The sequence below is a fragment of the Bradyrhizobium sp. NBAIM14 genome, assembly GCF_020193895.1.
GTDB lineage: Bacteria > Pseudomonadota > Alphaproteobacteria > Rhizobiales > Xanthobacteraceae > Bradyrhizobium > Bradyrhizobium yuanmingense.
Genome location: NZ_JADYVQ010000001.1, coordinates 773,963 through 798,593, shown reverse-complemented (window position 1 = coordinate 798,593; position 24,631 = coordinate 773,963). Strand labels below are relative to the sequence as shown.

At 65.7% G+C, this 24,631-nt stretch carries 24 protein-coding genes and 1 other RNA gene; 12 read left to right on the top strand and 13 right to left on the bottom strand.

What is annotated here, in order from left to right:
• Positions 1 to 12: 12 nt before the first annotated feature.
• From I6F28_RS03720 to tkt, 8 genes are all read right to left on the bottom strand, one after another.
• Positions 13 to 804, bottom strand: coding sequence for an inositol monophosphatase family protein (locus tag I6F28_RS03720; protein WP_225139292.1), 792 nt, complete (start codon positions 802 to 804; stop codon positions 13 to 15).
• Positions 805 to 889: 85 nt separating this feature from the next.
• Positions 890 to 1,963: a tetratricopeptide repeat protein gene (locus I6F28_RS03715; protein ID WP_225126373.1), complete on the bottom strand. Its 1,074-nt coding sequence runs from the start codon at positions 1,961 to 1,963 to the stop codon at positions 890 to 892.
• Positions 1,964 to 1,971: 8 nt separating this feature from the next.
• Entirely contained in the window at positions 1,972 to 2,661 is a 690-nt protein-coding gene (locus I6F28_RS03710) for a thiamine phosphate synthase (protein ID WP_225139291.1), read from the bottom strand.
• Positions 2,662 to 2,664: 3 nt separating this feature from the next.
• Entirely contained in the window at positions 2,665 to 3,690 is a 1,026-nt protein-coding gene (locus I6F28_RS03705; protein WP_225139290.1) for a class I fructose-bisphosphate aldolase, read from the bottom strand.
• Between the two features lie 218 nt (positions 3,691 to 3,908).
• Entirely contained in the window at positions 3,909 to 4,976 is a 1,068-nt protein-coding gene (gene fba / locus I6F28_RS03700; protein ID WP_035998315.1) for a class II fructose-bisphosphate aldolase, read from the bottom strand.
• Positions 4,977 to 5,015: 39 nt separating this feature from the next.
• Positions 5,016 to 6,212 carry a phosphoglycerate kinase gene (locus I6F28_RS03695; RefSeq protein ID WP_109142460.1) on the bottom strand — a complete coding sequence of 399 codons (1,197 nt, stop codon included), beginning with the start codon at positions 6,210 to 6,212 and terminating at the stop codon, positions 5,016 to 5,018.
• A gap of 182 nt (positions 6,213 to 6,394) precedes the next feature.
• Entirely contained in the window at positions 6,395 to 7,402 is a 1,008-nt protein-coding gene (gap, locus tag I6F28_RS03690; RefSeq protein ID WP_035998321.1) for a type I glyceraldehyde-3-phosphate dehydrogenase, read from the bottom strand.
• A 148-nt stretch (positions 7,403 to 7,550) separates the two neighbouring features.
• Entirely contained in the window at positions 7,551 to 9,536 is a 1,986-nt protein-coding gene (tkt, locus tag I6F28_RS03685; RefSeq protein ID WP_225139289.1) for a transketolase, read from the bottom strand.
• A 368-nt stretch (positions 9,537 to 9,904) separates the two neighbouring features.
• Between tkt and I6F28_RS03680 the strand changes: the two genes are divergently transcribed.
• The 5 genes from I6F28_RS03680 to I6F28_RS03660 all read left to right on the top strand — a co-directional run bounded on the left by I6F28_RS03680 (position 9,905) and on the right by I6F28_RS03660 (position 12,635).
• Positions 9,905 to 10,225 carry a DUF4164 domain-containing protein gene (locus I6F28_RS03680; protein ID WP_020608063.1) on the top strand — a complete coding sequence of 107 codons (321 nt, stop codon included), beginning with the start codon at positions 9,905 to 9,907 and terminating at the stop codon, positions 10,223 to 10,225.
• Positions 10,222 to 10,605 carry a cell division protein ZapA gene (locus I6F28_RS03675; RefSeq protein ID WP_035998340.1) on the top strand — a complete coding sequence of 128 codons (384 nt, stop codon included), beginning with the start codon at positions 10,222 to 10,224 and terminating at the stop codon, positions 10,603 to 10,605. The genes I6F28_RS03680 and I6F28_RS03675 overlap by 4 nt, the downstream gene beginning before the upstream one ends.
• A gap of 283 nt (positions 10,606 to 10,888) precedes the next feature.
• A non-coding RNA gene (gene ssrS, locus I6F28_RS03670) (6S RNA) lies at positions 10,889 to 11,049 on the top strand.
• Between the two features lie 187 nt (positions 11,050 to 11,236).
• Positions 11,237 to 11,833 (top strand): 5-formyltetrahydrofolate cyclo-ligase, encoded by a 597-nt coding sequence (locus I6F28_RS03665; RefSeq protein WP_225139288.1) that lies wholly within the window; start codon positions 11,237 to 11,239, stop codon positions 11,831 to 11,833.
• A complete protein-coding gene (locus I6F28_RS03660) occupies positions 11,811 to 12,635 on the top strand; it encodes a TIGR00282 family metallophosphoesterase (RefSeq protein WP_035998346.1) in 825 nt (274 codons plus the stop codon). The genes I6F28_RS03665 and I6F28_RS03660 overlap by 23 nt, the downstream gene beginning before the upstream one ends.
• A 164-nt stretch (positions 12,636 to 12,799) precedes the next feature.
• On the opposite strand, the gene I6F28_RS03655 is transcribed toward I6F28_RS03660, so the two are convergent.
• From I6F28_RS03655 to I6F28_RS03640, 4 genes are all read right to left on the bottom strand, one after another.
• Positions 12,800 to 13,387, bottom strand: a complete 588-nt coding sequence (locus tag I6F28_RS03655; RefSeq protein ID WP_085971997.1) for a GNAT family N-acetyltransferase — start codon at positions 13,385 to 13,387, stop codon at positions 12,800 to 12,802.
• Between the two features lie 104 nt (positions 13,388 to 13,491).
• Positions 13,492 to 14,628, bottom strand: a complete 1,137-nt coding sequence (locus tag I6F28_RS03650; protein ID WP_225139287.1) for a DSD1 family PLP-dependent enzyme — start codon at positions 14,626 to 14,628, stop codon at positions 13,492 to 13,494.
• Between the two features lie 282 nt (positions 14,629 to 14,910).
• Positions 14,911 to 16,335, bottom strand: coding sequence for a methyl-accepting chemotaxis protein (locus I6F28_RS03645; RefSeq protein WP_225139286.1), 1,425 nt, complete (start codon positions 16,333 to 16,335; stop codon positions 14,911 to 14,913).
• Between the two features lie 140 nt (positions 16,336 to 16,475).
• On the bottom strand, positions 16,476 to 18,224 hold the full coding sequence (locus tag I6F28_RS03640) for a methyl-accepting chemotaxis protein (RefSeq protein WP_225139285.1): 1,749 nt from the start codon (positions 18,222 to 18,224) through the stop codon (positions 16,476 to 16,478).
• 216 nt (positions 18,225 to 18,440) lie between these two features.
• Between I6F28_RS03640 and I6F28_RS03635 the strand changes: the two genes are divergently transcribed.
• From I6F28_RS03635 to I6F28_RS03605, 7 genes are all read left to right on the top strand, one after another.
• Complete coding sequence (locus I6F28_RS03635; protein WP_035998371.1) at positions 18,441 to 19,187, top strand: YebC/PmpR family DNA-binding transcriptional regulator; 747 nt, start codon at positions 18,441 to 18,443, stop codon at positions 19,185 to 19,187.
• Positions 19,188 to 19,263: 76 nt separating this feature from the next.
• Positions 19,264 to 19,791, top strand: a complete 528-nt coding sequence (gene ruvC / locus I6F28_RS03630) for a crossover junction endodeoxyribonuclease RuvC (RefSeq protein ID WP_035998374.1) — start codon at positions 19,264 to 19,266, stop codon at positions 19,789 to 19,791.
• Positions 19,788 to 20,405 (top strand): Holliday junction branch migration protein RuvA, encoded by a 618-nt coding sequence (gene ruvA / locus I6F28_RS03625; RefSeq protein WP_035998377.1) that lies wholly within the window; start codon positions 19,788 to 19,790, stop codon positions 20,403 to 20,405. The genes ruvC and ruvA overlap by 4 nt, the downstream gene beginning before the upstream one ends.
• 155 nt (positions 20,406 to 20,560) lie before the next feature.
• Complete coding sequence (gene ruvB / locus I6F28_RS03620) at positions 20,561 to 21,595, top strand: Holliday junction branch migration DNA helicase RuvB (RefSeq protein ID WP_157283837.1); 1,035 nt, start codon at positions 20,561 to 20,563, stop codon at positions 21,593 to 21,595.
• Positions 21,596 to 21,723: 128 nt separating this feature from the next.
• Positions 21,724 to 22,644, top strand: coding sequence for a metallophosphoesterase (locus I6F28_RS03615; RefSeq protein WP_225126362.1), 921 nt, complete (start codon positions 21,724 to 21,726; stop codon positions 22,642 to 22,644).
• Between the two features lie 68 nt (positions 22,645 to 22,712).
• Positions 22,713 to 23,162 (top strand): tol-pal system-associated acyl-CoA thioesterase, encoded by a 450-nt coding sequence (gene ybgC / locus I6F28_RS03610; protein ID WP_036021745.1) that lies wholly within the window; start codon positions 22,713 to 22,715, stop codon positions 23,160 to 23,162.
• 79 nt (positions 23,163 to 23,241) lie between these two features.
• Positions 23,242 to 23,709 carry a nuclear transport factor 2 family protein gene (locus I6F28_RS03605; protein WP_036021747.1) on the top strand — a complete coding sequence of 156 codons (468 nt, stop codon included), beginning with the start codon at positions 23,242 to 23,244 and terminating at the stop codon, positions 23,707 to 23,709.
• A gap of 194 nt (positions 23,710 to 23,903) precedes the next feature.
• Here the strand turns inward: I6F28_RS03605 and I6F28_RS03600 are convergent, their stop codons facing one another.
• On the bottom strand, positions 23,904 to 24,611 hold the full coding sequence (locus tag I6F28_RS03600; RefSeq protein ID WP_225126360.1) for a type 1 glutamine amidotransferase: 708 nt from the start codon (positions 24,609 to 24,611) through the stop codon (positions 23,904 to 23,906).
• Positions 24,612 to 24,631 lie beyond the last annotated feature (20 nt).

The window sequence follows — 24,631 nt, the reverse complement described above, 5'->3', positions numbered from 1 at the left end:
CGAGCTGCCGCCTTAAGCCGGCTTCCGCAAGATCTTCACCAGCTCCCCGTGCACGTACTCATTCCCGCACACGACGTGCCCGGTGACCAGCGGGTCGCCCGGCGTTGCGATATCGCTGATGGTGCCGCCGGCTTCGCGCACCATCAGCATACCGGCCGCGATGTCCCAGGATTGCAAATCGCGCTCCCAATACCCGTCGAGCCGGCCGGCGGCGACGAAGGCGAGATCGAGCGAGGCAGCGCCGAAACGGCGCAAGCCGGCGACGCGGTCCTGGATCGCGGTCATCTCGCGGCGGAATTCCTCGTGGTCGCCGCGGCCGATATGGGGCAGGCCGCAGGCCACCACGCATTCGCTCAGCTGGCGGCGGCCGGCGACGCGCAGGCGCTGGTCGTTGAGGAAGGCGCCCTTGCCGCGCTCGGCGATGTAGAGCTCGTCATTGGCGGGGTTGTAGATCACGCCGGCGATCATGGTGCCCTCGCGGGCGAGCCCGATCGAGATCGCAAATTGCGGGATGCCGTGCAGGAAGTTGGTGGTGCCGTCCAAGGGATCGACGATCCAAGTGTGGCTCTTGTCGGTGCCCTCGCGGGTGCCGCCTTCCTCGCCGATGAAGCCGTAGCCGGGGCGGGCCTTGGCAAGGTCCTGGTAGAGGATCTCCTCGGCGCGCTTGTCGGCGAGCGAGACGAAATTGGCCGGTCCCTTCAGCGAGACCTGGAGATGCTCGATCTCGCCGAGATCGCGCTTGAGGCTGCGGCCGGCGCGGCGCGCCGCCTTGACCATGACGTTGATAGTGGCGGAATACAGCATATGCTTCTGGTCTTGATCGGGGAGAGGGGCGCGGAAACACGCCTGTTTGAGGGATTGGGTGCCCCGTGAGGGGCCCCGCGTCAAGTCATTTGGACCCGAGCCACTTCCTGGCAGCGGCCTCGGCCTTGGCGCGGTCATCGGCCGGCAGATCGGAGAGCTGCTTGTCGAGCTCGGGGTCGCCCTTGCCGGCGGTCTTGGCCACCAGGTGCCATTTGAAGCCTTCGATCTTGTCCACGGGCGTGCCCACGCCGTTGATCAGCACCCAGGCCAGCCGGTTCTGCGCGATCGCGCTGCCCTGGCGGGAGGCCTTGCGAAGCAGGGCGACAGCCGCCGGCTGGTTCTTCGGCGTGCCGGTGCCGTTGAACATCGCGATGGCATATTCGACCTCGGCATCGACATTGTCGGCGATCGCGGCGGCCTGGAGCAGTCGCACGGCGCGTTCGGGGTCCTTCGGCACACCGGTGCCCTCCTTGTAGAAGGTCGCGAGCGCGTATTGCGCTTCGGGCAGGCCTGCATCGGCGGCTTGGCGCAGCAGTTCCGCCGAACGCCGGACGTCCTGCGGCAGCGTCTGGCCGTCCAAATAGAGCAGGGCGAGGTTATAGGCCGCCTTGGGCTCGCCGAGCTTGGCGGCGGAGGCCATCAGCCTGACCGCCTCGCTTTTGTCGACCGGGCCGCCGCGGCCGGAGATGCGCAGCATGGCGAGCGCGAACATCGCCTCGCGATCGCCGGCATCGGCGGCGCGCTTGTACCATTCGGCCGCCTTGACGTAGTCGCGCCTTATGCCCATGGCGTTGGAATAGAGCTCGCCGAGCATGGTCATCGCCTTGGCATCGCCGGCTTGCGCGCGCACCGTGGCGAGCTCGAACGCCGTCTTGTACTGGCCGCGCTGATAGGCGCCGAACACGAGGTCGACGTTGGGATCGTCGGACGGCGGCGCGGGGATCACGGTTGCCGGCTTGGGCGAAGCGGACGGCTTGGGAGATGCCGTAGGCTTCGGCGCCGGTGCTGCCTCCTTCTTCTTGGCAGGGGCGGGCGGCTTTGGCTTCTGCTTCTCTGCCGGTGCGCTCGGCGTCGTCGCCGGCGGGGTGATCTGCAGCTGCGCGGCCGCGGGCACTGTCAGCAGCAGCGTGGCCAGCATGGTGATGCACGGGAGCTTCATGTCGGGCGCTAGCCGTGCTCCTGGCCCGCAGGATCTTGGCCGGCCTGCGCCGTCGCATGAGCCTTCTTGATCGCGGCATCGACCTCGATCAGGGCGGCCTTGGGCCCGCGCGGATCGGCCCAGATGAAGTCGCCGACCAGCACGAAATCGGCGCCGCTGGCGGCGAAATCGTAGGCCTCGTCCAGCGTGGTGGCAAAGCCGACGCAGGGCGGCTCGAACAGCTCGGCCCACCAGTCGAGCCGCTCGGCGATCGCCTGCGACGACGGCCGCTGGCCTTTCGCATCGGGCTCGCCGAACAGCACGTAATCCGCGCCCATCTCGCCCGCATCCATGGAGTGGTGCCGCGTCGTCAGCCCGCCGACACCGGCGATGCGATCCGGCTTGAGCGACGGCAGGGCCTCCTTCAGCGCGGCGATCCCGGGCAGGTGCGCGCCGTCGGCGCCGCCGCGCGCGACGATATCAGGATGGCCGTCGACGAGGAGTGCCGCGCCCGCCTTCTGCACCGGCGGCGCCAATGCCTTGACGCGCGAGATCATGCCGCGCTGATCGGTCTCCTTCAGCCGCAGCAGCACGGCGGCGATGTCGGCGGACGCGATCAGCCCCGGCAGCGCGGCGACCAGCGTCGCGGGATCATCGACGACGGGCGTCGCGAGATAGAGACGCGGCGCCGGGCGCGGCGGAGGCGGTTTGTTCGACAAGGTCTAGGCTGCCTTCTGTTCCAGGCTGCTTTGCCATTCGCCCTTGGAGGCGAGGCCGTTCATGCGGGCGCGATGGCTGAAGGCGCGCTGGCCGGCCGCGACATTCTCAGGCTTGCCCGACCAGGCCTTCTGCGGCGCGGCCTGCAGCGCGCGGCCGTAGGAGAAGGTCAGGCCCCAGGGCAGCGGACCGAGCTTGTGCATGGCGTTGAGATGCGCGGTCGCCTCTTCGTCCGACTGGCCGCCGGACAGAAAGGCGATGCCGGGCACCGCCGCCGGCACGCAGGCCCTGAGCAGCCGTATCGTCTTCTCCGCGACCTCCTCGACCGAGGCCTGCTTTGCGCATTTCTTGCCGGCGATTGCCATGTTCGGCTTCAGCACCATGCCTTCCAGCGCCACGCGCTGCACGCGCAATTCCTGGAAGGTCTTGTTGAGCACGCGGCTCGTCACCTCGTAGCAGCGCTCGATGTCGTGGTCGCCGTCCATCAGCACCTCCGGCTCGACGATCGGCACGATCTGCGCGGCCTGGCACAGCGCAGCATAGCGCGCCAGCGCGTGGGCGTTGACGCTGATCGCGGTCATCGAGGGGATGCCGCTGCCGATGTCGATCACCGCGCGCCATTTGGCAAAGCGTGCGCCGCGCTCGTAATATTTCTTCAGCCGCTCGGCGAGCCTGTCGAGCCCGACCGTGACGAGCTCTCCGGGGCACATCGGCAAGGCCTGCGTGCCTTCGTCGACCTTGATGCCGGGAATGGCGCCGGCCTGCTCGATCAGCTTGACCAGCGGCGTGCCGTCCTTGGCATTCTGCCAGATCGTCTCGTCATAGAGGATCACGCCGGAGATGTACTGGCTCATGGCGTCCTTGGCGCGAAATAGCATCTCGCGATAGTCGCGGCGGTTCTCCTCGGTCGATTCCACGCCGATGGCGTCGAAGCGCTTCTTGATGGTGCCGGAGGATTCGTCGGCAGCAAGGATGCCCTTGCCGGGCGCCACCATGGCGGTCGCGATCTTGTTGAGCTCAGTCAGATTCATCGAGAGGTCCTCCCAAAACGATTCTGCCCTTGCCCGTGAAAATAGACCGTTCTCGGGCAATTGCCGAGTTATCGTTCGTCGCAGGGTAAAGGGTCTTTCTGTCATTCCGGGATGCGCCGAAAGGCGCAGGCCCGGAATCCATAACCCCAGGCTGTGGTTATGGATTCCGGGCCCACGCTTCGCGTGTCCCGGAATGACGGGAGGATGTGACGGAGGCCTTACGCGACCCGGGGATCGAGCTCGCCCTTGGCGTAGCGCTTGGCCATCTCGGCGGTGGTCAGCACCTTCTTGATCTTGGAGGCCTGGCCTGCGGTGTTGAACTCCTGCAGGCGCTGCTTGCACAGCTTGGTCATGGCTTCCATCGCCGGCTTCAGGTACTTGCGCGGATCGAACTCTTCCGGGTTGTCCTTCAGAACTTTCCGGATCTGGCCGGTCATCGCCATGCGGTTGTCGGTGTCGATGTTGATCTTGCGCACGCCGTTCTTGATGCCGCGCTGGATCTCGGCCACCGGCACGCCCCAGGTCGGCTTCATCTTGCCGCCATAGGCGTTGATGATGTCCTGCAGGTCCTGCGGCACCGAGGAGGAGCCGTGCATGACGAGATGCGTGTTCGGCAGCTTGCGGTGGATCTCCTCGATCACGTTCATGGCGAGGATGTCGCCGTCGGGCTTGCGGGTGAACTTGTAAGCGCCGTGCGAGGTGCCCATCGCGATCGCGAGCGCGTCGACCTTGGTCTCCTGCACGAACTTGACGGCCTCGTCCGGATTGGTCAGCAGCTGGTCGTGGCTGAGCTTGCCTTCGGCGCCGTGGCCGTCTTCCTTGTCGCCCATGCCGGTTTCGAGCGAGCCGAGCACCCCTAACTCGCCCTCGACCGAGATGCCGCCGAGATGGGCCATGTCGGTGACGGTCTTGGTGACGCCGACATTGTAGCCCCAGTCGCCGGGGGTCTTGCCGTCGGCCTTGAGCGAGCCGTCCATCATCACCGAGGTGAAGCCGGCCTGGATCGCGGTCATGCAGGTCGCCGGCTCGTTGCCGTGGTCGAGATGAACGCAGACCGGAATGTGCGGATAGATCTCGGTCACCGCGTCCATCATGTGCTTGAGCATGACGTCGTTGGCGTAGGAGCGCGCGCCGCGCGAGGCCTGGATGATGACGGGCGCGTCGACCTGGTTGGCCGCGTCCATGATGGCCAGCGCCTGCTCCATGTTGTTGATGTTGAAGGCCGGTACGCCGTAATCGTTCTCCGCCGCGTGGTCGAGCAATTGACGTAACGTGATCCGAGCCATCTGTCTTTGTCTCCCGTTGGGGCCTCAAAGGCCGCTTGATTACTTGCTACGCAGAACTTCAACGCCGGGCAGGGGCTTGCCTTCCATCCATTCAAGGAACGCGCCACCGGCGGTCGACACATAGGTGAAGTCACCGGCCACATGGGCCTGGTTGAGCGCCGCGACGGTGTCGCCGCCGCCCGCGATCGAGATCAGCTTCTTGGCCTTGGTGCGCTCGGCGGCGTGCTTGGCGGCCGCGACCGTGCCGCGGTCGAACGGCTGCATCTCGAATGCGCCCAGGGGGCCGTTCCAGACCAGCGTCGCCGCATCGTCGATCGCGGCATGGACGCGCGCGATCGATTGCGGGCCGACGTCGAGGATCATGCCGTCGGCCGGGATCGCATCGAGCCCATAGGCATGCGACGGCGCGTTGGCGGCGAAGTGATAGGCGACGGTGGCGTCGACCGGGAGGATGATGGCGCAATTGGCGGCTTCCGCCTTCTCCATGATGCGCAGCGCGGTGGGGCTAAGATCCTTCTCGGCCAGCGACTTGCCGACCGCAACGCCCTGCGCGTGCAGGAACGTGTTGGCCATGCCGCCGCCGATCACGAGCGCGTCGACCTTGGTGACGAGGTTTTCCAACAGGTCGATCTTGGTCGAGACCTTGGCGCCGCCGATGATGGCGATCACGGGCTTGCTCGGCGAGCCCAGCGCCTTCTCCAGCGCGTCCAGCTCGGCCTGCATGGTGCGGCCGGCATAGGCCGGCAGCTTGTGGCCGAGACCTTCGGTCGAGGCGTGGGCGCGGTGCGCGGCCGAGAACGCGTCATTGACCCAGATGTCGCCGAGCTTCGCGAGTTCCGCGACGAAGGCGGGATCGTTCTTTTCTTCCTCTTTGTGGAAGCGGGTGTTTTCCAGGCACAGGATGTCGCCATCCTTCAGGCCGGCGACCGCCTTGGCCGCGGGCTCGCCGATGCAATCCTCGGCAAACGCGACGGGCTTCTTCACCACCTTCGCCAGCGCCTCCGCGACGGGCTTGAGCGAGTCCTTGGCGTCGCGTCCCTTCGGCCGGCCGAAATGCGCGAGCAGGATGACCTTGCCGCCCTTGTCGGCGAGCTCGGTGATGGTCGGCGCCACGCGCTCGAGCCGGGTGGCGTCGGTGACGCGCCCGCTCTCCATGGGCACGTTGAGGTCGACGCGCAGCAGCACGCGCTTGCCCTTCACGTCGACGTCGTCGAGGGTGCGGAATTTAGCGGGCATCGTTCATCATCCGTGCGTCGGAGTGTCGGAATCGGGGGGAGGCGAATGGCCGTGGTCGCCGCTCCCTCCACCGTCTTTCGGAGACTTCACTGCGAGGCCCCGGCGAAATCCGTACGCGATCAACGCGATCAACAGTATGACGCCAGGGATGCCAATCCAGTGAGGAAGCACCTTGGCTTCCCTCAGATCACCTTCGCCATCGCGGCGGCGGTGTCCGCCATGCGGTTCGAAAAGCCCCACTCGTTGTCGTACCAGGACATCACGCGCACCAGCGTGCCGTTCTGCACCTTGGTCTGGTCCTCGTGGAAGGTCGAGGAGTGCGGGTCGTGGTTGAAGTCGATCGAGACGTTCGGCGCATTGGTGTAGCCGAGGATGCCCTTGAGCTGCTGCTCGCTGGCGCGCTTCATCGCCGCGTTGATCTCCTTGGCGTCGGTGGCGCGCTTGGCGACGATCTTGAGGTCGACGACCGAGACGTTCGGGGTCGGCACGCGGATCGCGACGCCGTCGAGCTTGCCCTTCAGCTCGGGCAGCACGAGGCCGATCGCCTTCGCAGCACCCGTCGAGGTCGGGATCATCGACATCGCCGCCGCGCGGCCGCGGTAGAGATCCTTGTGCATCGTGTCGAGCGTCGGCTGGTCGCCGGTATAGGCGTGGATCGTGGTCATGAAGCCGGTCTCGATGCCGACGAGATCGTTCAGCACCTTGGCAACCGGCGCAAGGCAGTTGGTGGTGCAGCTGCCGTTGGAGACGACGAGGTGATCCTTGGTCAGCGTGTCGTGGTTGACGCCGTAGACGATGGTGGCGTCGGCGCCGTCGGCGGGCGCGGAGACCAGCACGCGCTTGGCGCCGGCGGTCAGATGCGCGCTAGCCTTGTCCTTCGAGGTGAAGATGCCGGTGCATTCCATCGCAATGTCGACGCCGAGATCCTTCCAGGGCAGCTTCGAGGGATCGCGCTCGGCGGTGACCTTGATCTTGCCGTTGCCGAGGCTGATGGAGTCGCCGTCGACGGTGACGGTGCCGGGAAAGCGGCCATGGACGCTGTCGAAGCGGAGGAGATGAGCGTTGGTCTCGACCGGGCCGAGGTCGTTGATGCCGACGACCTCGATGTCCTTGCGGCCGGACTCGGCGATAGCCCGCAGGATGTTGCGGCCGATGCGGCCAAAACCGTTAATTCCGACGCGGACTGCCATGTTTCGTCTCCTTCAATGACCGTTGTCATCCCGCACAACGCGCTATACGCGCCTGCGAGGGTTTTTTAGGGGCGGACGCCCGGTTCGGCCGGGCGGTGCTTGATCATATGGGAGATTAGGTAGTCCTTTTTTGCGGCAAGCTCAACTCTCAGGAAACGCGCTTCAGCACAGCGTTAACCGCGGCCTCGGCGGTAATGCCGAAATGCTTGTAAAGCTCCTTGGCAGGGCCGCTTTCGCCGAACGAATGCATGCCGATGAATTCGCCATCCTGGCCAATCACGGCGTCCCAGCCCCAGCGCACGGCGGCCTCGATCGCGATCTTCACCGGCGCGTTGCCGATGATGGCGGCGCGCTTGGCCTCTGGTTGCGCTAACAACAGCTCCAGCGAGGGAACGGAGACAACGCGCGAAGCGACGCCGCGTTCCGCCAATTGTTTCTGGGCCGCGACCGCGATCTCGACCTCCGAGCCCGAGGCGAACAGCGTCGCCTTGGCTTCGCCCTGGGCGGCGACCAGCTCGTAGGCACCAGCCGCGCAGGGATTGTCGTTCGGTGCGGTGGTCCGCAGCTGCGGCAGGTTCTGCCGCGTCAGCGCCAGCACGGTCGGGCCATCGACGCGGTTGAGCGCGAGCTCCCAGCACTCGGCGACCTCGATGGCATCGCAGGGACGGAACACGCGCATGTTGGGAATGGCTCTGAGCGCTGCGAGATGCTCGACCGGCTGATGGGTCGGGCCGTCTTCGCCGAGACCGATCGAGTCATGGGTCATGACGTAGACGACACCGGCGCCCATCAGCGCGGCAAGGCGCATCGCCGGACGCGCATAATCGGTGAAGACGAGGAAGGTCGCGCCGTTCGGTGCGAAACCGCCGTGCAGGAAAATGCCGTTCATCGCGGCCGCCATGCCGTGCTCGCGGATGCCGTAATGGATGAAGCGTCCCTTCGGCGTCTTGGCTGAGAAGGCGGTCGCCGACTTCGCCTTGTTGTTGTTGGAGCCGGTGAGGTCGGCCGAGCCTGCCAGGAATTCCATCGGCATGGCGCCGGCGATGACTTCGATCACCGCTTCCGACGACTTGCGGGTGGCCGCGGTCATCGGCTTTTCCAGCAGCTCCTTCTTGTAGGCGCGCACGGCCTTGGCGAGCGAAGCCGGACGCTCATGACGCAGGCGGCGCTCGAACTCGGCGCGCTTGCGGCTGCCGAGCTCACCGAGCCGCGCTTCCCATTCCTGGCGTGCCGCGGCGCCGCGGCTGCCGGCCGCGCGCCATGCCTTCAGCACGTCGTCGGCGACCGCGAACGGCTCGAGCGAAATGCCGAGATTTTCCTTGGCAGCCTTGAGCTCGTCGGCGCCGAGTGCTTCGCCGTGCACCTTCGAGGTGCCTTGCTTGTGCGGCGCGCCGAAGCCGATCGTGGTGCGGCAGGCGATCAGCGTCGGCTTGCTGGATTTCTTCGCGCGCGTGATCGCATCGGCGATCGCGGCCTGGTCGTGGCCATCGATCTTCTCGGCCGCCCAGCCCGCCGACTTGAAGCGCTTCACCTGGTCGACGGAATCGGAGATCGAGGTCGGGCCGTCGATCGAGATGCCGTTGTCGTCGTAGAGCACGATCAACTTGTTGAGCTTCCAGTGCCCGGCCATCGCGATCGCTTCCTGCGACACGCCTTCCATCAGGTCGCCGTCGGAGGCGAGCACATAGGTGTGGTGGTCGACGATCTTCTTGCCGAACTCGGCCGCGAGCATCTTCTCGGCCAGCGCCATGCCGACCGCAGTCGAGATGCCCTGGCCGAGCGGGCCGGTGGTGGTCTCGATGCCCCTGGTGCGGAAGTTCTCGGGGTGGCCGGGGGTCAGCGAGTCGACCTGGCGGAACTGCTTGATCTGGTCCAGCGTCATCTCGGCATTGCCGGTCAGATACAGCAGCGAATAGAGCAGCATCGAGCCGTGGCCGGCCGAGAGCACGAAGCGGTCGCGGTCCGGCCAGGCGGGCGCGGCGGCGTCGAATTTCAGGAATTGGGTGAACAGCACGGTGGCGATGTCGGCGGCGCCCATCGGCAGGCCGGGATGGCCCGATTTCGCCTTCTCGACAGCGTCCATCGAAAGGCCGCGGATCGCGTTGGCCATACGGGTGTGATCGACCTGCGTCATGTCTGAAATCCGTCTGAAATGAAGCGCTTGGCGATGGTTGCCCGCGCGGGGAGAAGCCTGGCGGCCACTGAAGGTTGGCGCTGGGATAGCACCTCGGTTCCGGGAGTCCAAGGCAATCGAACGCCGGTTTGGCCGCAAAAGTTGCCTGTGTGGACATCGGTTTTCCGCCGGGATCGCGCCGGGCGGAAGCGACGCAGCGACACGTCGTCCCGATTGAACAGTGCATAGTTTTGCGGCGGCGTTGCGCTTGGCTAGCTTGCTTTGTAAATTTCTGCTTCTAACCGCTTGCCGAACCGAGTCTTTTGCCGGACGGCAAGCTCCAGGGAAAGGCCACTGGGCAAAGGCCGCCAGGTTCCGCCGCTGACTGCATGAACGATCGCGTATCCAACAGTTCCGCCATGACGGAGTCGTCCGCCGTCGAGATCGAGATTGCGACCCGCAGACTCATGGCGGCGCTCGATGCGCTCGAAAGTGCGGTGGAGCGGCGTCGCGATGCCGATCGCGACGAGAACGAGCTTGCGGCGCGCATCCAGGCGCTCGGCGCGGATCGCTCGCGTCTTGCCGACGAGCTCGACGGCGCGCTGGTGAAGGCACGCAAGCTCGAGCGCACCAATCGCGAGATTTCTGACCGGCTGGATTCCGCGATCGTGACGATACGCTCGGTGCTCGATACCGGAGAGGACGGATGAGCCACATCAACGTCACCATCAACGGCCGGCAATATCGCATGGCCTGCGAGGAGGGCCAGGAGGTGCGGCTGCTCAAGCTCGCCGAGACGCTGGAGACGCGCATCCAGTCGCTGCGCGGAAAATTCGGCGAGATCGGCGATGCGCGCCTCACCGTCATGGCTGCGCTCACCGTGTGCGATGAGCTGATCGACACCACCAACCGCGTCCGCACCCTTGAGCAGGAATTGACCGAGCTCAGGGATTTCCGCAATGCCGCCGTCGAGCGCGCCAGGATGACGCAGACCGCGGTGGTCAACGCGCTGAACGCCGCCGCCGAGCGCATCGAGAAATCGACCCAGGTCCTGAACCGGACGGTGGGGAACGGCATCGCGATCGGCTGAAGCTCGATAGGAGCCGTGCCCTTACCCTCCCCTGGAGGGCCCTGGAGGGGGAGGGTCGATCGCGCGTAGCGCGAGCGGGGTGGGGTGATCTCTCCACACGGACAGTGCCCGTGGGGAGAGATCACCCCACCCCGTCTCACATTTCGCTGCGCTCCATGTGAGCCGACCCACGGGCGAGCTTCGCTCGTCCCGGACCCCTCCAGGGGAGGGTAAGAAAGCGCGCAGCGGAAGCCGCACTCTCGTCGCACTGGCGATTCGTCAGTACAGTTGTTACATTGCCTGCGCGAGGCTGCGACGTGCGTCAGGAGCCATATATCCCCGGGGCCTTATCGATCCTTTAGGGAACTGTCCCTGGCCGGGCCCGTGGGCTCGGACATATGGTGCCCACCTACTTTCGTAGGGAACTCCGGGATCGAGTGCTTCAACGGCGTTCGCGGCTTCGCACTTTCGTTTGGTTCGTTTGTGCTTGTTGAAACGACTGCGGCCAATTCAACAGGTGTCATTCCCCCCGAGTGCGCAATTGCGCACGGGGCGGGGAATCCAGTACGCCGCGGCCCTTGTGTGAATCACCACCGCCTCTGGAATACTGGATCACCCGCATTCGCGGGTGATGACGTGGGGACCAAAGCACATGTCCAACTCCAAAGCCGAGCTCCGTGCCAAAGCCCTCGCCAAGCGCGATGCGCTGAGCGAGAAGAAACGCATCGCGGCCGCCGCAAAGCTCGCCAAGCGCGGGCTACCGTTCAAGCTGCTGCCCGGCAGCATCGTCTCCGGCTATTCGCCGATCCGCAGCGAGATCGATCCGATGCCGCTGCTCGCAAAGCTCGCGGAAGAGGGCGCCAGGCTGGCGCTGCCCTGCGTCACCGCGCGCGGCCAGTCGCTGATCTTCCGTCTCTTCCATCCGAACGACCGCCTGATGCTCGGCCCGCTCGGCATTCCCGAACCTTCACCTGCTGCGGCCGAAGTCATTCCCGACATCATGCTGACGCCGCTCGCCGCCTTCGACCGCCTCGGCCATCGCATCGGCTATGGCGCCGGGCATTACGATTTCACCTTCGCGCATTTGCGCAAAGCCAAGCACATCGTCGGCATCGGCCTTGCGTTTGCAGTGCAGGAGATCGAGGCGGTTCCGGCACTATCCCACGACGTGGCGCTCGATTATGTGCTAACGGAATCGGACGTGTTCGATTTCCGGAGTTCTGAAGTTGCGCATTCTCTTCGTGGGTGACGTCGTCGGCCGTAGCGGACGCGAGGCCGTCTCCGAATATCTGCCCGGCATGGTCAAGGACTGGTCGCTCGATCTCGTCGTCGTCAACGGCGAGAATTCGGCCGGTGGCTTCGGCATCACGGAAGCGATCTACCAGGAGTTTCTCGAGGCCGGCGCCGACGCGGTGACGCTCGGCAATCACTCCTGGGACCAGCGCGAGGCGCTGGTGTTCATCGAGCGCGCCGACCGCCTGGTGCGCCCCGCCAACTATCCGCGCGGCACGCCCGGCCGCGGCGCCGCCTTGGTCGAGACCAAGAACGGCAAGCACGCCCTCGTCGTCAACGCGCTCGGCCGCGTCTTCATGACCCCGTTCGACGATCCCTTCGCCGCGCTCGAGCGCGAGCTTGGCGCCTGTCCGCTCGGCGTCGCCGCCGACGCCATCGTCGTCGATTTCCATTGCGAGGCTTCAAGCGAGAAGCAGGGGATCGGCTTCTTCTGCGACGGCCGCGCCAGCCTCGTCGTCGGCACGCACACGCATGTGCCGACCGCCGACCACCAGATCCTGTCAGGCGGCACCGCCTACATGACCGACGCCGGCATGACCGGCGATTACGATTCCATCATCGGCATGCAGAAGGAAGAGCCGCTGCGGAGGTTCACATCAGGAATTCCGTCCGGCCGCTTCGAGCCGGCCGCAGGCGCCGCGACGCTCAGCGGCGTCGCCGTGGAAACGGACGATGCGACAGGGCTCGCGCTCAAGATCGCGCCGGTGCGCGTGGGTGGAAGGCTGGAGCCGACGACGCCGAAATTCTGGTTGAGCTGAAGCGCGAGCGAAATCACCCGGTGTCGTCCCCGGACGATTATATCAAACTTTGCCCTCAGCAGCGGACATCGACGGGCAACAAGGGAACTCCGCTTTGGGCCACAAGCGGAAGTCAACAGTCATTGGCGGCTGCGAGCCCTTCTCTTCGACAGATTGGATTCCGTTCAAGAAGCTGTCCGCAACATTGGTGTCATCGTCGGCGAAGAACCATGTTGTATCTCGCCGATGATCTTGAAGCCGTGGCGTTCATAAAGGGAGATGTTTCGCGGATTCGAACTTTCGAGGTAGGCGGCGATGCCCTCCTCGTCGCATCGTCGAAGAGCGTGCTTCATCAACAATGTGCCGAGACCTTGGCCGATCCAGTTCGGATCGGAGGCAATGAGAGGCAGATACCAATGGGGCTCGTGGGGATGATGTTCGGCCATTCCCTGGAGCATGTGTCCAATATCATCGGCGATCTCCGGACGCAGGGATTGCGCCATGAGTGCGTCCATGGCCGTTTCATCGGGCTCGACGCCGGGCGGCAGCCACAGGGCGGCCGCGCGAGCCCCTTCTGTGATGTAAGCTGTGCCATGCTCGAATGCCCGTCCGCCAAATGCCTTGACGAATTGAGGCATAATCCTGAGATATTCGGATGAATCGGGCCAAACCCAACGCGCCATCGGATCGGCTGCAAAGCCAAGTACAATGGTGCTGATAGTGCTTGCCTGAATGTTGGCGCCCGCAGATTTGATTTCCGAGTCTGCGCTCATGATATCGTCTCCAAGTCGTCGATGGCGTCGGCCACATTCATTCTAAGATGCAGCACAGGATAGTGGCCGGGCGCTACGGCGTCGCGCGCAATCACGCGTCAATCTCAGGTGACCGCGCCCCGCGCCGCGACTGGCCAAAGTGCCTCCACGCGGGAATCCGGCGTGTTGAAGCCGCGCACGCCGACATACCAGTCGTAGAGATTGACGGTCGGGTCGCAATGGCCGGGGATCAGCGTCACCTTGTCGCCGATCGCCAGTCGCGACGAAGCGCTGTCGAAATCGAGCAAGCCATGCTCGTCAGATGGCCGATGATAGCGCAGATCGGGCCGGCCGAGCACGACCGGAAATCCGCTGTCGTTCGACAGAGCCTTGTGGCCGGCATCGATGACCGCGTGTTCGCCGGCGCCTGTGCTCATCACCGTCGCGATCACGAACAGCGCATGCTCGAACGGATTGGCGTTGCGCGCCCCGTCGGCGAGGTTCTTGGCGTAGTCGGCGTCCATGAAGATATAGGAGCCCGCCTGCAATTCGTTCCAGATGCCGCTCGCGCCTTCGAGCTCGAATGTGCCGGTTCCCGCACCTCCAATCGTCCGGCACTGAAAGCCCGCGTCCTTGAGGACCCGCAGTGTCTCCGCGGTCGCGTTCGCGGCACCGGCGATGGCAGCGCGCCGCTCCTCCGGCGTGCGCAAATGCTGGGCAGAGCCGTGATAGGCCTGCAAGCCGCCGAACGATAGGAAGCGTGAAGCCGCCACCTGCCGCGCCAGGGTGGCCGCCGCCGGCCCCGGCCTGACGCCGCAGCGACCGGCGCCGACGTCGATTTCGACCAGGACTTCGATTTGCGATCCTGCCCGCTCCGCGGCGTGCGACAGTTGCTCGACCATGATCGCATCGTCCACGCAAACGCTGATGCGTGCGTGGCGCGCGAGGCCTGCGAGCCGTTCCAGCTTCCGCAGGCCCACCACCTCGTTGCTGACGAGCACGTCGCTCACCCCGCCCGCAACCAGGATCTCGGCCTCGGCGACCTTCTGGCAGCACATGCCGATTGCGCCGCGCGCTATCTGCTTGGCCGCAATGATCGGTGACTTGTGAGTCTTCGCATGCGGACGCAAGCGAACGCCGAGCTTGCTCACCGCCGCCGCCATCGTGTCGAGATTGCGCTCGAAGGCGTCGAGGTCGATGATCAGCGCCGGTGTATCGATCTCGGAAAACGGCGCGCCGATTTGGGCGGGTGGACAGGACATCGAAAAGCCCGCTTGCTGTGTTCGGGTTCGCGCGGATGCGCGGCGGCATTTCTACGGCAACGTCGGCCGCCGCACCAGTGCAGTCGGCTTCTGTGCTCGGCGGACGGCGGGGAGAACCGCACGCCTCTCACAATTTCGGAATAATAGCATTTTGCCCCTGTTTTGCCCGACGAGTCAACGCGCGTCGGGGCCCGCCGGCGTAAACCATTGATTCCGCACACCCCGGCTACTGTGCATGGGGTTGTTTTTTAGGTTTTGAGTCAAAGGCCTTAGCGCCGCCCGTCAGCCCTGCCGGAATCCCATCCGGAAGGCGCCCCAGTGCTTGCCGCGGATCATGATCGGCGAGGACAGGTCCTTCATCAGCACGAACTGCCCGCCGCCCATGTCGCGGCGATAGGTTTGCAGCAGGAAGGGTTTTGTGTTGGCCGCGACCTTCTTCACCGCGCGGTCGGTGAACAGGCGGCGGTTGCGGCAATTGGCGTTGTTCCAGATGGGGTCCTTGCCCTGCGGCAGGCGGTAGTTCGGATTGTGGGTCGGAAGGTAGCCGCCCCGCGCCCAGGCGACGCAGAACACGATGCGCGGATCGGTCTTCTGGATCGGGTCCTGGATCGCAGGCAGCACGCGGTCGGTGAACTCGACGTAATTGGTGAGGTACTGCTTCGGATCGGTGCCTGATATCTCGCGGTAGGTCTCGTCCATGAGCTGGTCGAGCGTGATCTCGCCGCGGTCGATCGCAGCTTCGAACTCGGCCGAGATCCGCTTCGCGGTGTCGACGACGATGCGGATCAGCGGCGCGTCCGACGTCTCCACGCCGCTGTCGGCGATCAGCGCGATCAGGCCTTCGGAGGCGTCGAGCAGCTTTGCTACCCGCTCGTCGGCGCTTCGGAGGTCGCGCGAGGAGAGGTCGACGCCCTTGGCGAGCTCGTTGAGCTCGCTGATCACGGTGTCGCAGTGGCCGAGGTTGGAGGTCGCCGCGCGCGCGACGCCGTCGATCTCGGCTTCGACCGAGGCGAAGCCCTGCTGGACCCGCGAGATGATGCCGGAGATCGCTTGCGCGCCTTCGCCGGCGGTCTTGGCGCGCTGCGAGGCGTCGCTGCTCTCGCCGATCAGGCCTTCGATCTGGCCGTCGAGATCGCGCACGGTGTCGGAGATCTCATGCGTGGCCTGGCGCGTGGCCTCCGCGAGGTTCTTGACCTCGCTTGCGACCACCGCGAAGCCGCGGCCGGCAGTGCCGGCGCGCGCGGCCTCGATGGTGGCGTTGAGCGCGAGCAGATTGGTCTGCTTGGCGATCGCCTCGATCGAGCCGGAGACCTTCGCCACCTGCGCCAGCGCCGCGCCGACGGCGGACAGGCGCGCCTCGATCCGCTCCACCGCGGCGACGAGCTCGGAGATGTGGCTGACCGCGGTGTCGACCGCGCCGCGCGACTGCGCGATCTCGCCGACCGCGGCCGACGTCGTGGTTTGCACCGCCTGCGAGGCATTGGCGATGTCGTGGTTGGCCGAGACCATCGTCTCGGCCGTCTTCTGCAAATGGTGAAACCGTTCCGACTGGCTCGCGACGCGGTTGGCGACGTCCTGGACGTTGCCGGCGATGTCGGCGAGCTCGACGCCGAGACCGCCGATGCGGTCGGCGAGCTGGTCGATCAGGCGTTCGGCCAGCGTCCGGTTGGAGGAAGTGTCCAATACGGCAAGTTGTGCAGAGGACATGTACGGGCTCTCTCCAGTCGGAGCCGTTGATCGGCTCCTTGGCGGCATTCCGATTCCAGATCCGACCTTAGAGGATGATTCGCGCCCGGCGTCTTGCCCAGGAGTGCAGGTGCGTGCAGGTGCGTGCACGCGCGGGAGCGCTACAGCTTGTAGGCCGTGCGGAAGCCGCCCCAGTGCCGGCCCTGCACGCGGATCGGGACGTCGATCTCCCGCATCATCACCGTGTTCCCGTTGCCCATGTCGCGCGCATAGCTCTGGACCAGGTACGATCGCAGGTTGCGCGCGGCGGCCAGCCCCGCCGGATCGTTGAAGATGCGCCGGTTGCGGCTGTTGGCCGTGTTCCAGGCGACGTCGCCCGGCCGCTGCGGATGCGAATAGATCTTGTTGTGCACCGGCAAAAAGCCGTTGCGGTCGACCATGGCGCAGAACGCCATCCGCGACTCCCGCGCCAGAAAGGCTTCCTGGAACGGCGGCAGGGCGCGGTCGGCCCAGTCGAGATATTTGGTGCGGTATTGCTGCGGATTGGTGCCGGCGATTTCCAAATAGTCCGTGTCGAAGAGGTCGTCGAGCTTGACCTCGCCGCGCGCAACCGCCTGCTCGAATATCTGCGTCAGCGCATTGCCGGCTTCCATGGCACGGGTGACGAACTCGGTGTTCTCCTCATGGATCGACCAGAGCTTGTCCTCGATCTTCTCGTTGAGAGCGGCGGTGGCGCCGACGAATTGCGCGCGGGCGCCGGCCTTGGATTGCTCGATCACGCGCAGGCGGCAGGCGCCGATGTCCTCTAAGCTGCCTTCGATCGTCGCTTGCGTTGCCAGCCGGCTTGCGTCCGCGCCGCCGATCAGCACGCCTTCCATCGCGATTTCATAGACCGGCATCACGCCGCGCGCGGTCTCGAATTTGAGGTGGCAGGGCAGCCGCTCGGTCTTGCGGCGGTCGTCGTGCTCGCTCTGGCGCAGCAGCACCGCGCAGCGCGATTTCAGCTTCTGGGCGAAGGTGGTGACGGCCTTGCCGGCGCTGGCGACGCTCTCGCCATGGGTCTCGGCCGCCTTGGTCGCCGCGTCGATCTCGGCCGCGCTCTCGCCGACCGAGATGATGAACTCCGAGGCGCTGGCGGCATTGCCGGAGACTTCGCTGGTCGTGGCATTCTGCTCGGCGACCGCGCCGTTGACGGTGTCGAACACCGGACGGATCGCCTCGATCGCCTGCGAGATGCGGTGCACGGCGTCCGCCGAACCGGCGGCGTCGCGCTGCAATGCGTCGATCTTCTTCGTGATCTCCTCGGTCGCACTCTGGGTCTGCACCGCGAGCGCCTTGACCTCGGTGGCAACGACGGCAAAGCCTTTTCCGGCTGCGCCCGCGCGCGCGGCCTCGATCGTCGAGTTGAGCGCGAGCAGCGTGGTCTGCCGCGCGATCTGCGCGATCAAATTGACGACGTTGCCGATGGCGGCGGAGGATTCGCGCAGGCGGTCGACATTGGCGCGGGCTTCCTGCGCGGCGGCGCTGGCCTCGTCGGCGAGCTTGCCGGCTTCCCGGACCTGCGCGCCAATCCCTTGCGCGGACTGGGTGAACTTGTCGGCGGCATGGGCGAAGGTGGAGGCGGTGGATTGCGCCGCGTTGGTCCGGCCGGTCAGGGCGTCGGTGCGGTCGCGAATGGCAGCGAGGGTCGCCGCGGTCGCCTCGGCGCCGCCAGCCACCGAATTGGCGGCGCGCTCAAGCTGGCGGATCATGGCGCCGAGCTCGAGTTCCAGCAATTCCAGGATTTCCCGGGCCGAATCACTTTCGGCGGTCGGGGCGGGTGCGGCAGGGGCCGCCGGCTGCGCAGCCTCCGGGGCTGCCGCGGGCGCGGCCGTGTCCGGCAGACGCTTCCGAAATAATCCGAACGCCATCGGGTCTCTCTTGTCGGGGGACGGTCGGGCGCTATTTTCGCAGTCCGGAATGAAATCAGGGTTAACGGTGCCCATCTAGGCAGGCGCCGTTACGGCGGCTACCTTTACAGTGCTACCTCAGGAGCAGCCGAGCCCTTTGATTCCGGTGGGTTGGCGGCCTATAAGGCCGCGCTTCCCACGCTCATCTTTGGCTGACGATTTCTCAAGAGACCACGCATGGCCGGACATTCCCAATTCAAGAACATCATGCACCGCAAGGGGCGGCAGGATGCCCAGAAGTCGAAACTGTTCGGCAAGCTGGCGCGGGAAATCACCGTCGCTGCCAAGCTGGGCACTCCCGACCCCGCCATGAACCCCCGCCTGCGTGCCGCCGTGATCGCTGCGCGCCAGGAGAACATGCCGAAGGACAATATCGAGCGCGCCATCAAGAAGGCGCTCGGCAGCGACGGCGAGAACTATGATGAGATCCGCTACGAGGGCTACGGCCCCGGCGGCGTCGCCGTCATCGTCGAGGCACTGACCGACAATCGCAACCGCGCCGCCTCCGACATCCGCTCCTTCTTCACCAAGTCCGGCGGCAATCTCGGCGAAACCGGCTCGGTCTCCTTCATGTTCGACCGCACCGGCATCATCGAATACGACCGCAGCGTCGCCTCCGACGATGCGGTGCTGGATGCCGCAATCGAAGCCGGCGCCGACGACGTCGTCTCTGGCGAGAACGGTCACGAGATCTACGCCTCGACAGAAAGCTATCGCGATGTCGCCAAGGCGCTGGAAGCCAAGTTCGGCGAGCCGCGCAAGGCCGCACTGATCTGGAAGCCGCAGAACACGGTTGCGGTCGACGACGAGACCGGCGAGAAGCTCTTGAAACTGATGGACCTGCTCAACGAGCACGACGACGTGCAGAACGTCTACGCCAATTTCGAGGTGTCGGACGCGCTTGTTGCGAAGATGGGCGGCTAGGGCTCGACGGCACTTCCCCTGTTACTTTCGTTCTGTTTCTGTTTCCTCCAGGGCAGCCAGCCGCTATCACTGGCGCATGACTGCGCTCCCGATTCGTGGCCCCGTTCGCATCATCGGCATCGACCCCGGCCTGCGCCGCACCGGCTGGGGCGTGATCGAGGCCGAGGGCAATCGCCTGATCTACGTCGCCTGCGGCTCGGTGGAACCGCCCGACGATTTGCCGCTGTCGAGCCGGCTGCTCGCGATCCATGAAGGGCTCGCTTCCGTCTTGTCCGATCACCGGCCGGTGGAAGCGGCGGTGGAGCAGACCTTCGTCAACAAGGACGGCGTTGCGACGCTGAAGCTCGGCCAGGCCCGCGGCGTCGCCATGCTGGCGCCGGCAATGTTCGGCATCTCTGTCGCCGAATACGCGCCGAACCAGGTCAAGAAGACCGTGGTCGGCGCCGGCCACGCCGACAAGCAACAGATCGCGATGATGCTGAAAATCTTGCTGCCGAAGGCCGAGCCGCCGTCCGCGGACGCAGCCGACGCGCTCGCCATCGCCATCACCCACGCCCATCACCGCCAGAGCACCGCTCTCAGGCTGAAGGTGGTGGGGATATGATCGGCAAGCTCAAGGGCTTGATCGATTCCTACGGCGAGGATTTCGTCATCCTCGACGTTGGCGGCGTCGGCTATCAGGTACATTGCTCCTCGCGCACCTTGCAGCATCTGCCCTCGCCGGGTGAGGCCGCTGTGCTGTCGATCGAGACCTATGTCCGCGAGGACCAGATCAAGCTGTTCGGCTTCCGCACCGATCAGGAGCGCGAATGGTTTCGCCTGCTCCAGACCGTGCAGGGCGTCGGCGCCAAGGTCGCGCTGGCCGTGCTCGGCACGCTGTCGCCGGCCGATCTCGCCAATGCCATCGCGCTGCGCGACAAGGCCGCGGTGGCGCGAACGCCCGGTGTCGGCCCCAAGGTCGCCGAGCGCATCGTCACCGAATTGAAGGACAAGGCGCCGGCCTTCGCCAACGTCGATCCCGCCGTCGTGCATCTTGCCGGCGCCGTCGACGACCAGCGCGCGCCGCGGCCTGTGGCGGATGCGATCTCCGCGCTGGTCAATCTCGGCTACGGCCAGCCGCAGGCCGCCGCGGCGATTGCATCGGCCTCGCGCAGTGCGGGTGAGGGCGCTGAGACGGCGCAGCTGATCCGGCTCGGGCTGAAGGAATTGGCAAAGTGAGTGCGTCAATGGTCAGTCTCGTAGGGTGGGCAAAGCGAAGCGTGCCCACCATCTACAAAGCGAGCAGCGACATGGTGGGCACGGCGCGAAGTGCGCCTTTGCCCACCCTACGATCCGATGGAGTTCGCTGAGTGAGCGACCCCAAGGCCAGCCGCATGGTCTCGCCCGAGCGCCGCAGCGATGATGTCGGCGACACCGCGCTGCGGCCGCAATCGCTGTCCGACTTCGTCGGCCAGGCGCAGGCGCGCAAGAATCTCTCGATCTTCATCGAAGCGGCGCGCAAGCGCGGCGAGGCGCTGGACCACGTGCTGTTCGTAGGTCCCCCGGGGCTCGGCAAGACCACGCTGGCGCAGATCGTGGCGAAGGAGCTCGGCGTCGGTTTCCGCGCCACCTCGGGGCCCGTGATCGCCAAGGCCGGCGATCTTGCCGCCCTCTTGACCAATCTCGAAGAGCGCGACGTGCTCTTCATCGACGAGATCCATCGCCTCAGCCCCGCGGTGGAAGAGGTGCTCTATCCCGCGATGGAGGACTTTCAGCTCGACCTCATCATCGGCGAGGGCCCGGCGGCGCGCTCGGTCAAGATCGAGCTGTCGAAATTCACGCTGGTCGGCGCCACCACGCGCGCCGGCCTTCTCACCAATCCCTTGCGCGACCGCTTTGGCATTCCGGTCCGGCTCAACTTCTACACGATCGAGGAGTTGGAGAGCATCGTCAGCCGCGGCGCGCGCGTGCTCAACGTCGGCATGAGCGCCGATGGCGCCAACGAGATCGCGCGCCGCGCCCGCGGCACGCCGCGCATCGCCGGCCGCCTGCTCCGCCGCGTGCGCGATTTCGCCTCGGCGGCCGATGCCGACAAGATCGACCGTAAGATTGCCGACCATGCGCTGAGCGCGCTCGAGGTCGATGCCGCAGGGCTGGACGCGATGGATCGGCGCTATCTCTCGACCATCGCGCTCAACTATGGCGGCGGACCGGTCGGCGTCGAGACCATGGCTGCGGCCTTGTCGGAGCCGCGCGACGCCATCGAGGACATCATCGAGCCCTATCTGATCCAGTGCGGCTATCTGCAGCGCACGCCGCGCGGCCGCCTGCTGACCTCGCACGCCTTCCGCCATCTCGGTCTCGCCGAGCCCTCGCGCGATGCGGCGGCGCAGTTCGGCCTGTTCGGCACGGATGACAGCGACGAGTGATCTGCCGAACCTCGCGCTGTTCCGGCTTGATGAATTTCCGTTAACCTCGTGCAGACGATCTGCACGAACGCACCCCAATTCCGCTCCAATCGGATATCATCAAGGCGCCGCATCATCATCGGGCTTCCATGATCACGCGCCGTCATCTCATCCGTTCCATCGGCGGTCTGTCCGCCCTCGGCGTCTCGACCGCAGCCTACGGCGTCGGTGTCGAGCCGGTGCTGCGCCTTCGCGTCACGCGCTATCATCCGATGCCGCGGCAGTGGCCGGCGGATTTTCCGCTGAAGATTGCCGCCATCGCTGACATCCATGCCTGCGATCCCTGGATGTCGCTGGAGCGCATCGAGGGCATCGTCGACCGGACCAACGCGCTCAACGCCGATCTCATCGTGCTGCTCGGCGACTATGTCGCCGGCCTTCACCATGTCACGCGCTTCATTCCGTCGAGCGAATGGGCAAGGGTATTGGGGCGCCTGAAGGCGCCCCTCGGCGTCCATGCCGTCATGGGCAACCACGACTATTGGGATGACAGAACAGTGCAGCAGGCAGGGCACGGGCCGACCATCGCACATCGGGCGCTGGAGGCGGCCGGCATCCCCGTCTACGAGAACGATGCTGTGCGCCTCACCAAGGACGGCCGTCCGTTCTGGCTTGCCGGCCTCGGCGATCAGCTCGCCTTCCTGCCGGCGCGGCGCTTCCGGAGCATGGCGCACTTCGGTGCCGACGATCTCAATGCTACGCTGGCGAAGATCACCGACGATGCGCCGGTCATTCTGCTCGCGCACGAGCCCAATGTCGCTCCGCTCGTGCCCGCGCGCGTCGCGCTGCAATTGTCCGGCCATACCCATGGCGGCCAGGTCCGCCTGCTCGGCTGGTCACCGGCCGTCGCGCCCAGGAACGGCCTGCGTCTCGCCTATGGCCATTTCCGCCTGAAATGCGATCTCATCGTGTCCGGCGGCCTCGGTTGCAGCATCATGCCGCTCCGCTTCGGCGTGCCGCCTGAGATCGTCGAGGTGACGCTGGGAAGGCCAGGACCGGTCGTGTCCTAACACGCTTGCGCGTCCGGCTGTTTTTGCGCAAAACGTGCCGGTTACCGACCAGCGAAGAGGCTCCGGACGTGACAGCTCATCTCGACGGCGAGATCCGCGACGGCCGCCACCACATGCAGGTCCGGGTCTATTACGAGGACACGGATTTTTCCGGCATCGTCTATCATGCCAATTACCTGCGCTACATGGAGCGCGGACGCACCAATCATCTCAGGCTGATGGGTGCCGAGCAGCAGGTGCTGTTCGAGCAGACCGAGACGGACGGCGCGGGCTTCGCCTTCGTGGTGCGCTCGATGCATCTGGACTTCCTGAAGCCCGCGCGAATGGACGACGTGCTCGACGTCGTGACCTGGCCGGTCGCGGTGAAAGGGGCGTCAATCATGCTGGCGCAGGAGGTGCGGCGCGGTGACGACGTGCTGGTGAAAGCCGAGGTCCGCGTCGCCTTCATCAGCGGCGGCCGGGCCCAGCCGATTCCGAAGTCGATCCGCCAGCTGATGAAGGCCGATCTGGTTACGTGATCGCTCGATAGCGGATCGCCTATCGACTCCGCCAATTGCGACGATACATTCGCGGTCCCGATCAACCGATGAGGCCACCATGTCGCGCCCGCCGCTTCCACCCTTCACCCGCGAGACCGCCGCGCAAAAGGCCCGCATGGCCGAGGACGCCTGGAATTCACGCGATCCGGTGCGGGTCTCGCTCGCCTATACCGAGGACAGCCGCTGGCGCAACCGTTCGGAAGTGTTTCAGGGCCGCGAGGCCATCGTCGCCTTCCTCACCCGCAAATGGGAGAAGGAGCAGGATTACCGCCTGATCAAGGACCTCTGGGCCTTCGACGGCAGCCGCATCGCGGTGCGCTTCCAGTACGAATGGCACGATGCAAGCGGCCAGTGGTACCGCTCCTACGGCAACGAGCAATGGGAGTTCGACGAGCACGGCCTGATGAAACGGCGCGAGGCCTCGATCAACGACATCGCCATTGCGGAGAAGGACCGCCGATTTCACTGGGCGGCGCCGGGCCCGCGGCCGGCCGATGTGCCGGGGCTGGGAAGCGAGCCGTTCTGAAATTAACAAAGCGACCGCTGCTTCACCCTCTCCCCTTGCGGGAGAGGGTGGCTCGCCGCATAGCGGCGAGACGGGTGAGGGGTCTCTCTCCTCACGAGCAGTCCGGCGAATGGATAGAACCCCTCATCCGGCGCTTCGCGCCACCTTCTCCCGCAAGGGGAGAAGGGAAGACGAGTGCGTCTCGAGCTTCGTAGTCAGGTGCTCTTAGCCAGAAACCGCGTAATCGCCCCGCCGAGCTTCGCATTGTCCATCGGCTCCGCCAGCGACGCCCTTGCTGTGGCAACGACATCCTCCGGCGCTTTCCCGTCACGCAGATCGCAGCACACTTGCGCGAACCCGACATCGAACTCCGGATGCGGCTGCACGGTCAGCGTTGCGCCATTGGCATAGAGCAGGCCGGCATGCGGGGTGAACTCGGAGGAGAGGATCGTCAGCGCCTCGCTTGGCGGCTCGATCACCTGGTCCTGATGCGAGGCGGCGACCGCGACCGCTTCACCGTCGATGAGGCCGTTCTCCGGCAGCACCTGATAGACATGCCGGCCGATGCCCCAGCCCTGTTCTGATTTGCGCACGGTGCCGCCGAGCGCCTGCGCGATCAGCTGGTGGCCAAAGCAGACACCGACCATCGGTGTCTTGTTGGCGTAAGCCGTTCGCACGAAATCTTCCAGCGGCGCGATCCAGTCGAGCCCGTCATAGACCCCGGCCGCCGCGCCGGTAATGAGGATGGCCTCGAGCTTGCTCGGATCGGGCAGCGCATCGCCGCTGGGGATGCTGACGACCTCGATCGTCGCGGCCGGCTCCTCGGCGCGGATCATGCGCGCGAACATGTCCGGAAATGAACCGTGGCGCTCGCGGTATTTTTGCGGCACCTCTCCGGTCTCGATGATGGTGATGCGTGCCATGGGCCTCCCGGTCAAAAGGT

Bases quoted from the DNA above. Each gene is read 5' to 3' on its own strand.
- I6F28_RS03720 (WP_225139292.1), bottom strand. From the start codon at position 804: ATGCTGTATTCCGCCACTATCAACGTCATGGTCAAGGCGGCGCGCCGC.
- I6F28_RS03715 (WP_225126373.1), bottom strand. From the start codon at position 1,963: ATGAAGCTCCCGTGCATCACCATGCTGGCCACGCTGCTGCTGACAGTG.
- I6F28_RS03705 (WP_225139290.1), bottom strand. From the start codon at position 3,690: ATGAATCTGACTGAGCTCAACAAGATCGCGACCGCCATGGTGGCGCCC.
- fba (WP_035998315.1), bottom strand. From the start codon at position 4,976: ATGGCTCGGATCACGTTACGTCAATTGCTCGACCACGCGGCGGAGAAC.
- I6F28_RS03695 (WP_109142460.1), bottom strand. From the start codon at position 6,212: ATGCCCGCTAAATTCCGCACCCTCGACGACGTCGACGTGAAGGGCAAG.
- gap (WP_035998321.1), bottom strand. From the start codon at position 7,402: ATGGCAGTCCGCGTCGGAATTAACGGTTTTGGCCGCATCGGCCGCAAC.
- tkt (WP_225139289.1), bottom strand. From the start codon at position 9,536: ATGACGCAGGTCGATCACACCCGTATGGCCAACGCGATCCGCGGCCTT.
- I6F28_RS03680 (WP_020608063.1), top strand. From the start codon at position 9,905: ATGAACGATCGCGTATCCAACAGTTCCGCCATGACGGAGTCGTCCGCC.
- I6F28_RS03675 (WP_035998340.1), top strand. From the start codon at position 10,222: ATGAGCCACATCAACGTCACCATCAACGGCCGGCAATATCGCATGGCC.
- I6F28_RS03665 (WP_225139288.1), top strand. From the start codon at position 11,237: ATGTCCAACTCCAAAGCCGAGCTCCGTGCCAAAGCCCTCGCCAAGCGC.
- I6F28_RS03655 (WP_085971997.1), bottom strand. From the start codon at position 13,387: ATGAGCGCAGACTCGGAAATCAAATCTGCGGGCGCCAACATTCAGGCA.
- I6F28_RS03650 (WP_225139287.1), bottom strand. From the start codon at position 14,628: ATGTCCTGTCCACCCGCCCAAATCGGCGCGCCGTTTTCCGAGATCGAT.
- I6F28_RS03645 (WP_225139286.1), bottom strand. From the start codon at position 16,335: ATGTCCTCTGCACAACTTGCCGTATTGGACACTTCCTCCAACCGGACG.
- I6F28_RS03640 (WP_225139285.1), bottom strand. From the start codon at position 18,224: ATGGCGTTCGGATTATTTCGGAAGCGTCTGCCGGACACGGCCGCGCCC.
- I6F28_RS03635 (WP_035998371.1), top strand. From the start codon at position 18,441: ATGGCCGGACATTCCCAATTCAAGAACATCATGCACCGCAAGGGGCGG.
- ruvC (WP_035998374.1), top strand. From the start codon at position 19,264: ATGACTGCGCTCCCGATTCGTGGCCCCGTTCGCATCATCGGCATCGAC.
- ruvA (WP_035998377.1), top strand. From the start codon at position 19,788: ATGATCGGCAAGCTCAAGGGCTTGATCGATTCCTACGGCGAGGATTTC.
- ruvB (WP_157283837.1), top strand. From the start codon at position 20,561: ATGGTCTCGCCCGAGCGCCGCAGCGATGATGTCGGCGACACCGCGCTG.
- I6F28_RS03615 (WP_225126362.1), top strand. From the start codon at position 21,724: ATGATCACGCGCCGTCATCTCATCCGTTCCATCGGCGGTCTGTCCGCC.
- I6F28_RS03605 (WP_036021747.1), top strand. From the start codon at position 23,242: ATGTCGCGCCCGCCGCTTCCACCCTTCACCCGCGAGACCGCCGCGCAA.
- I6F28_RS03600 (WP_225126360.1), bottom strand. From the start codon at position 24,611: ATGGCACGCATCACCATCATCGAGACCGGAGAGGTGCCGCAAAAATAC.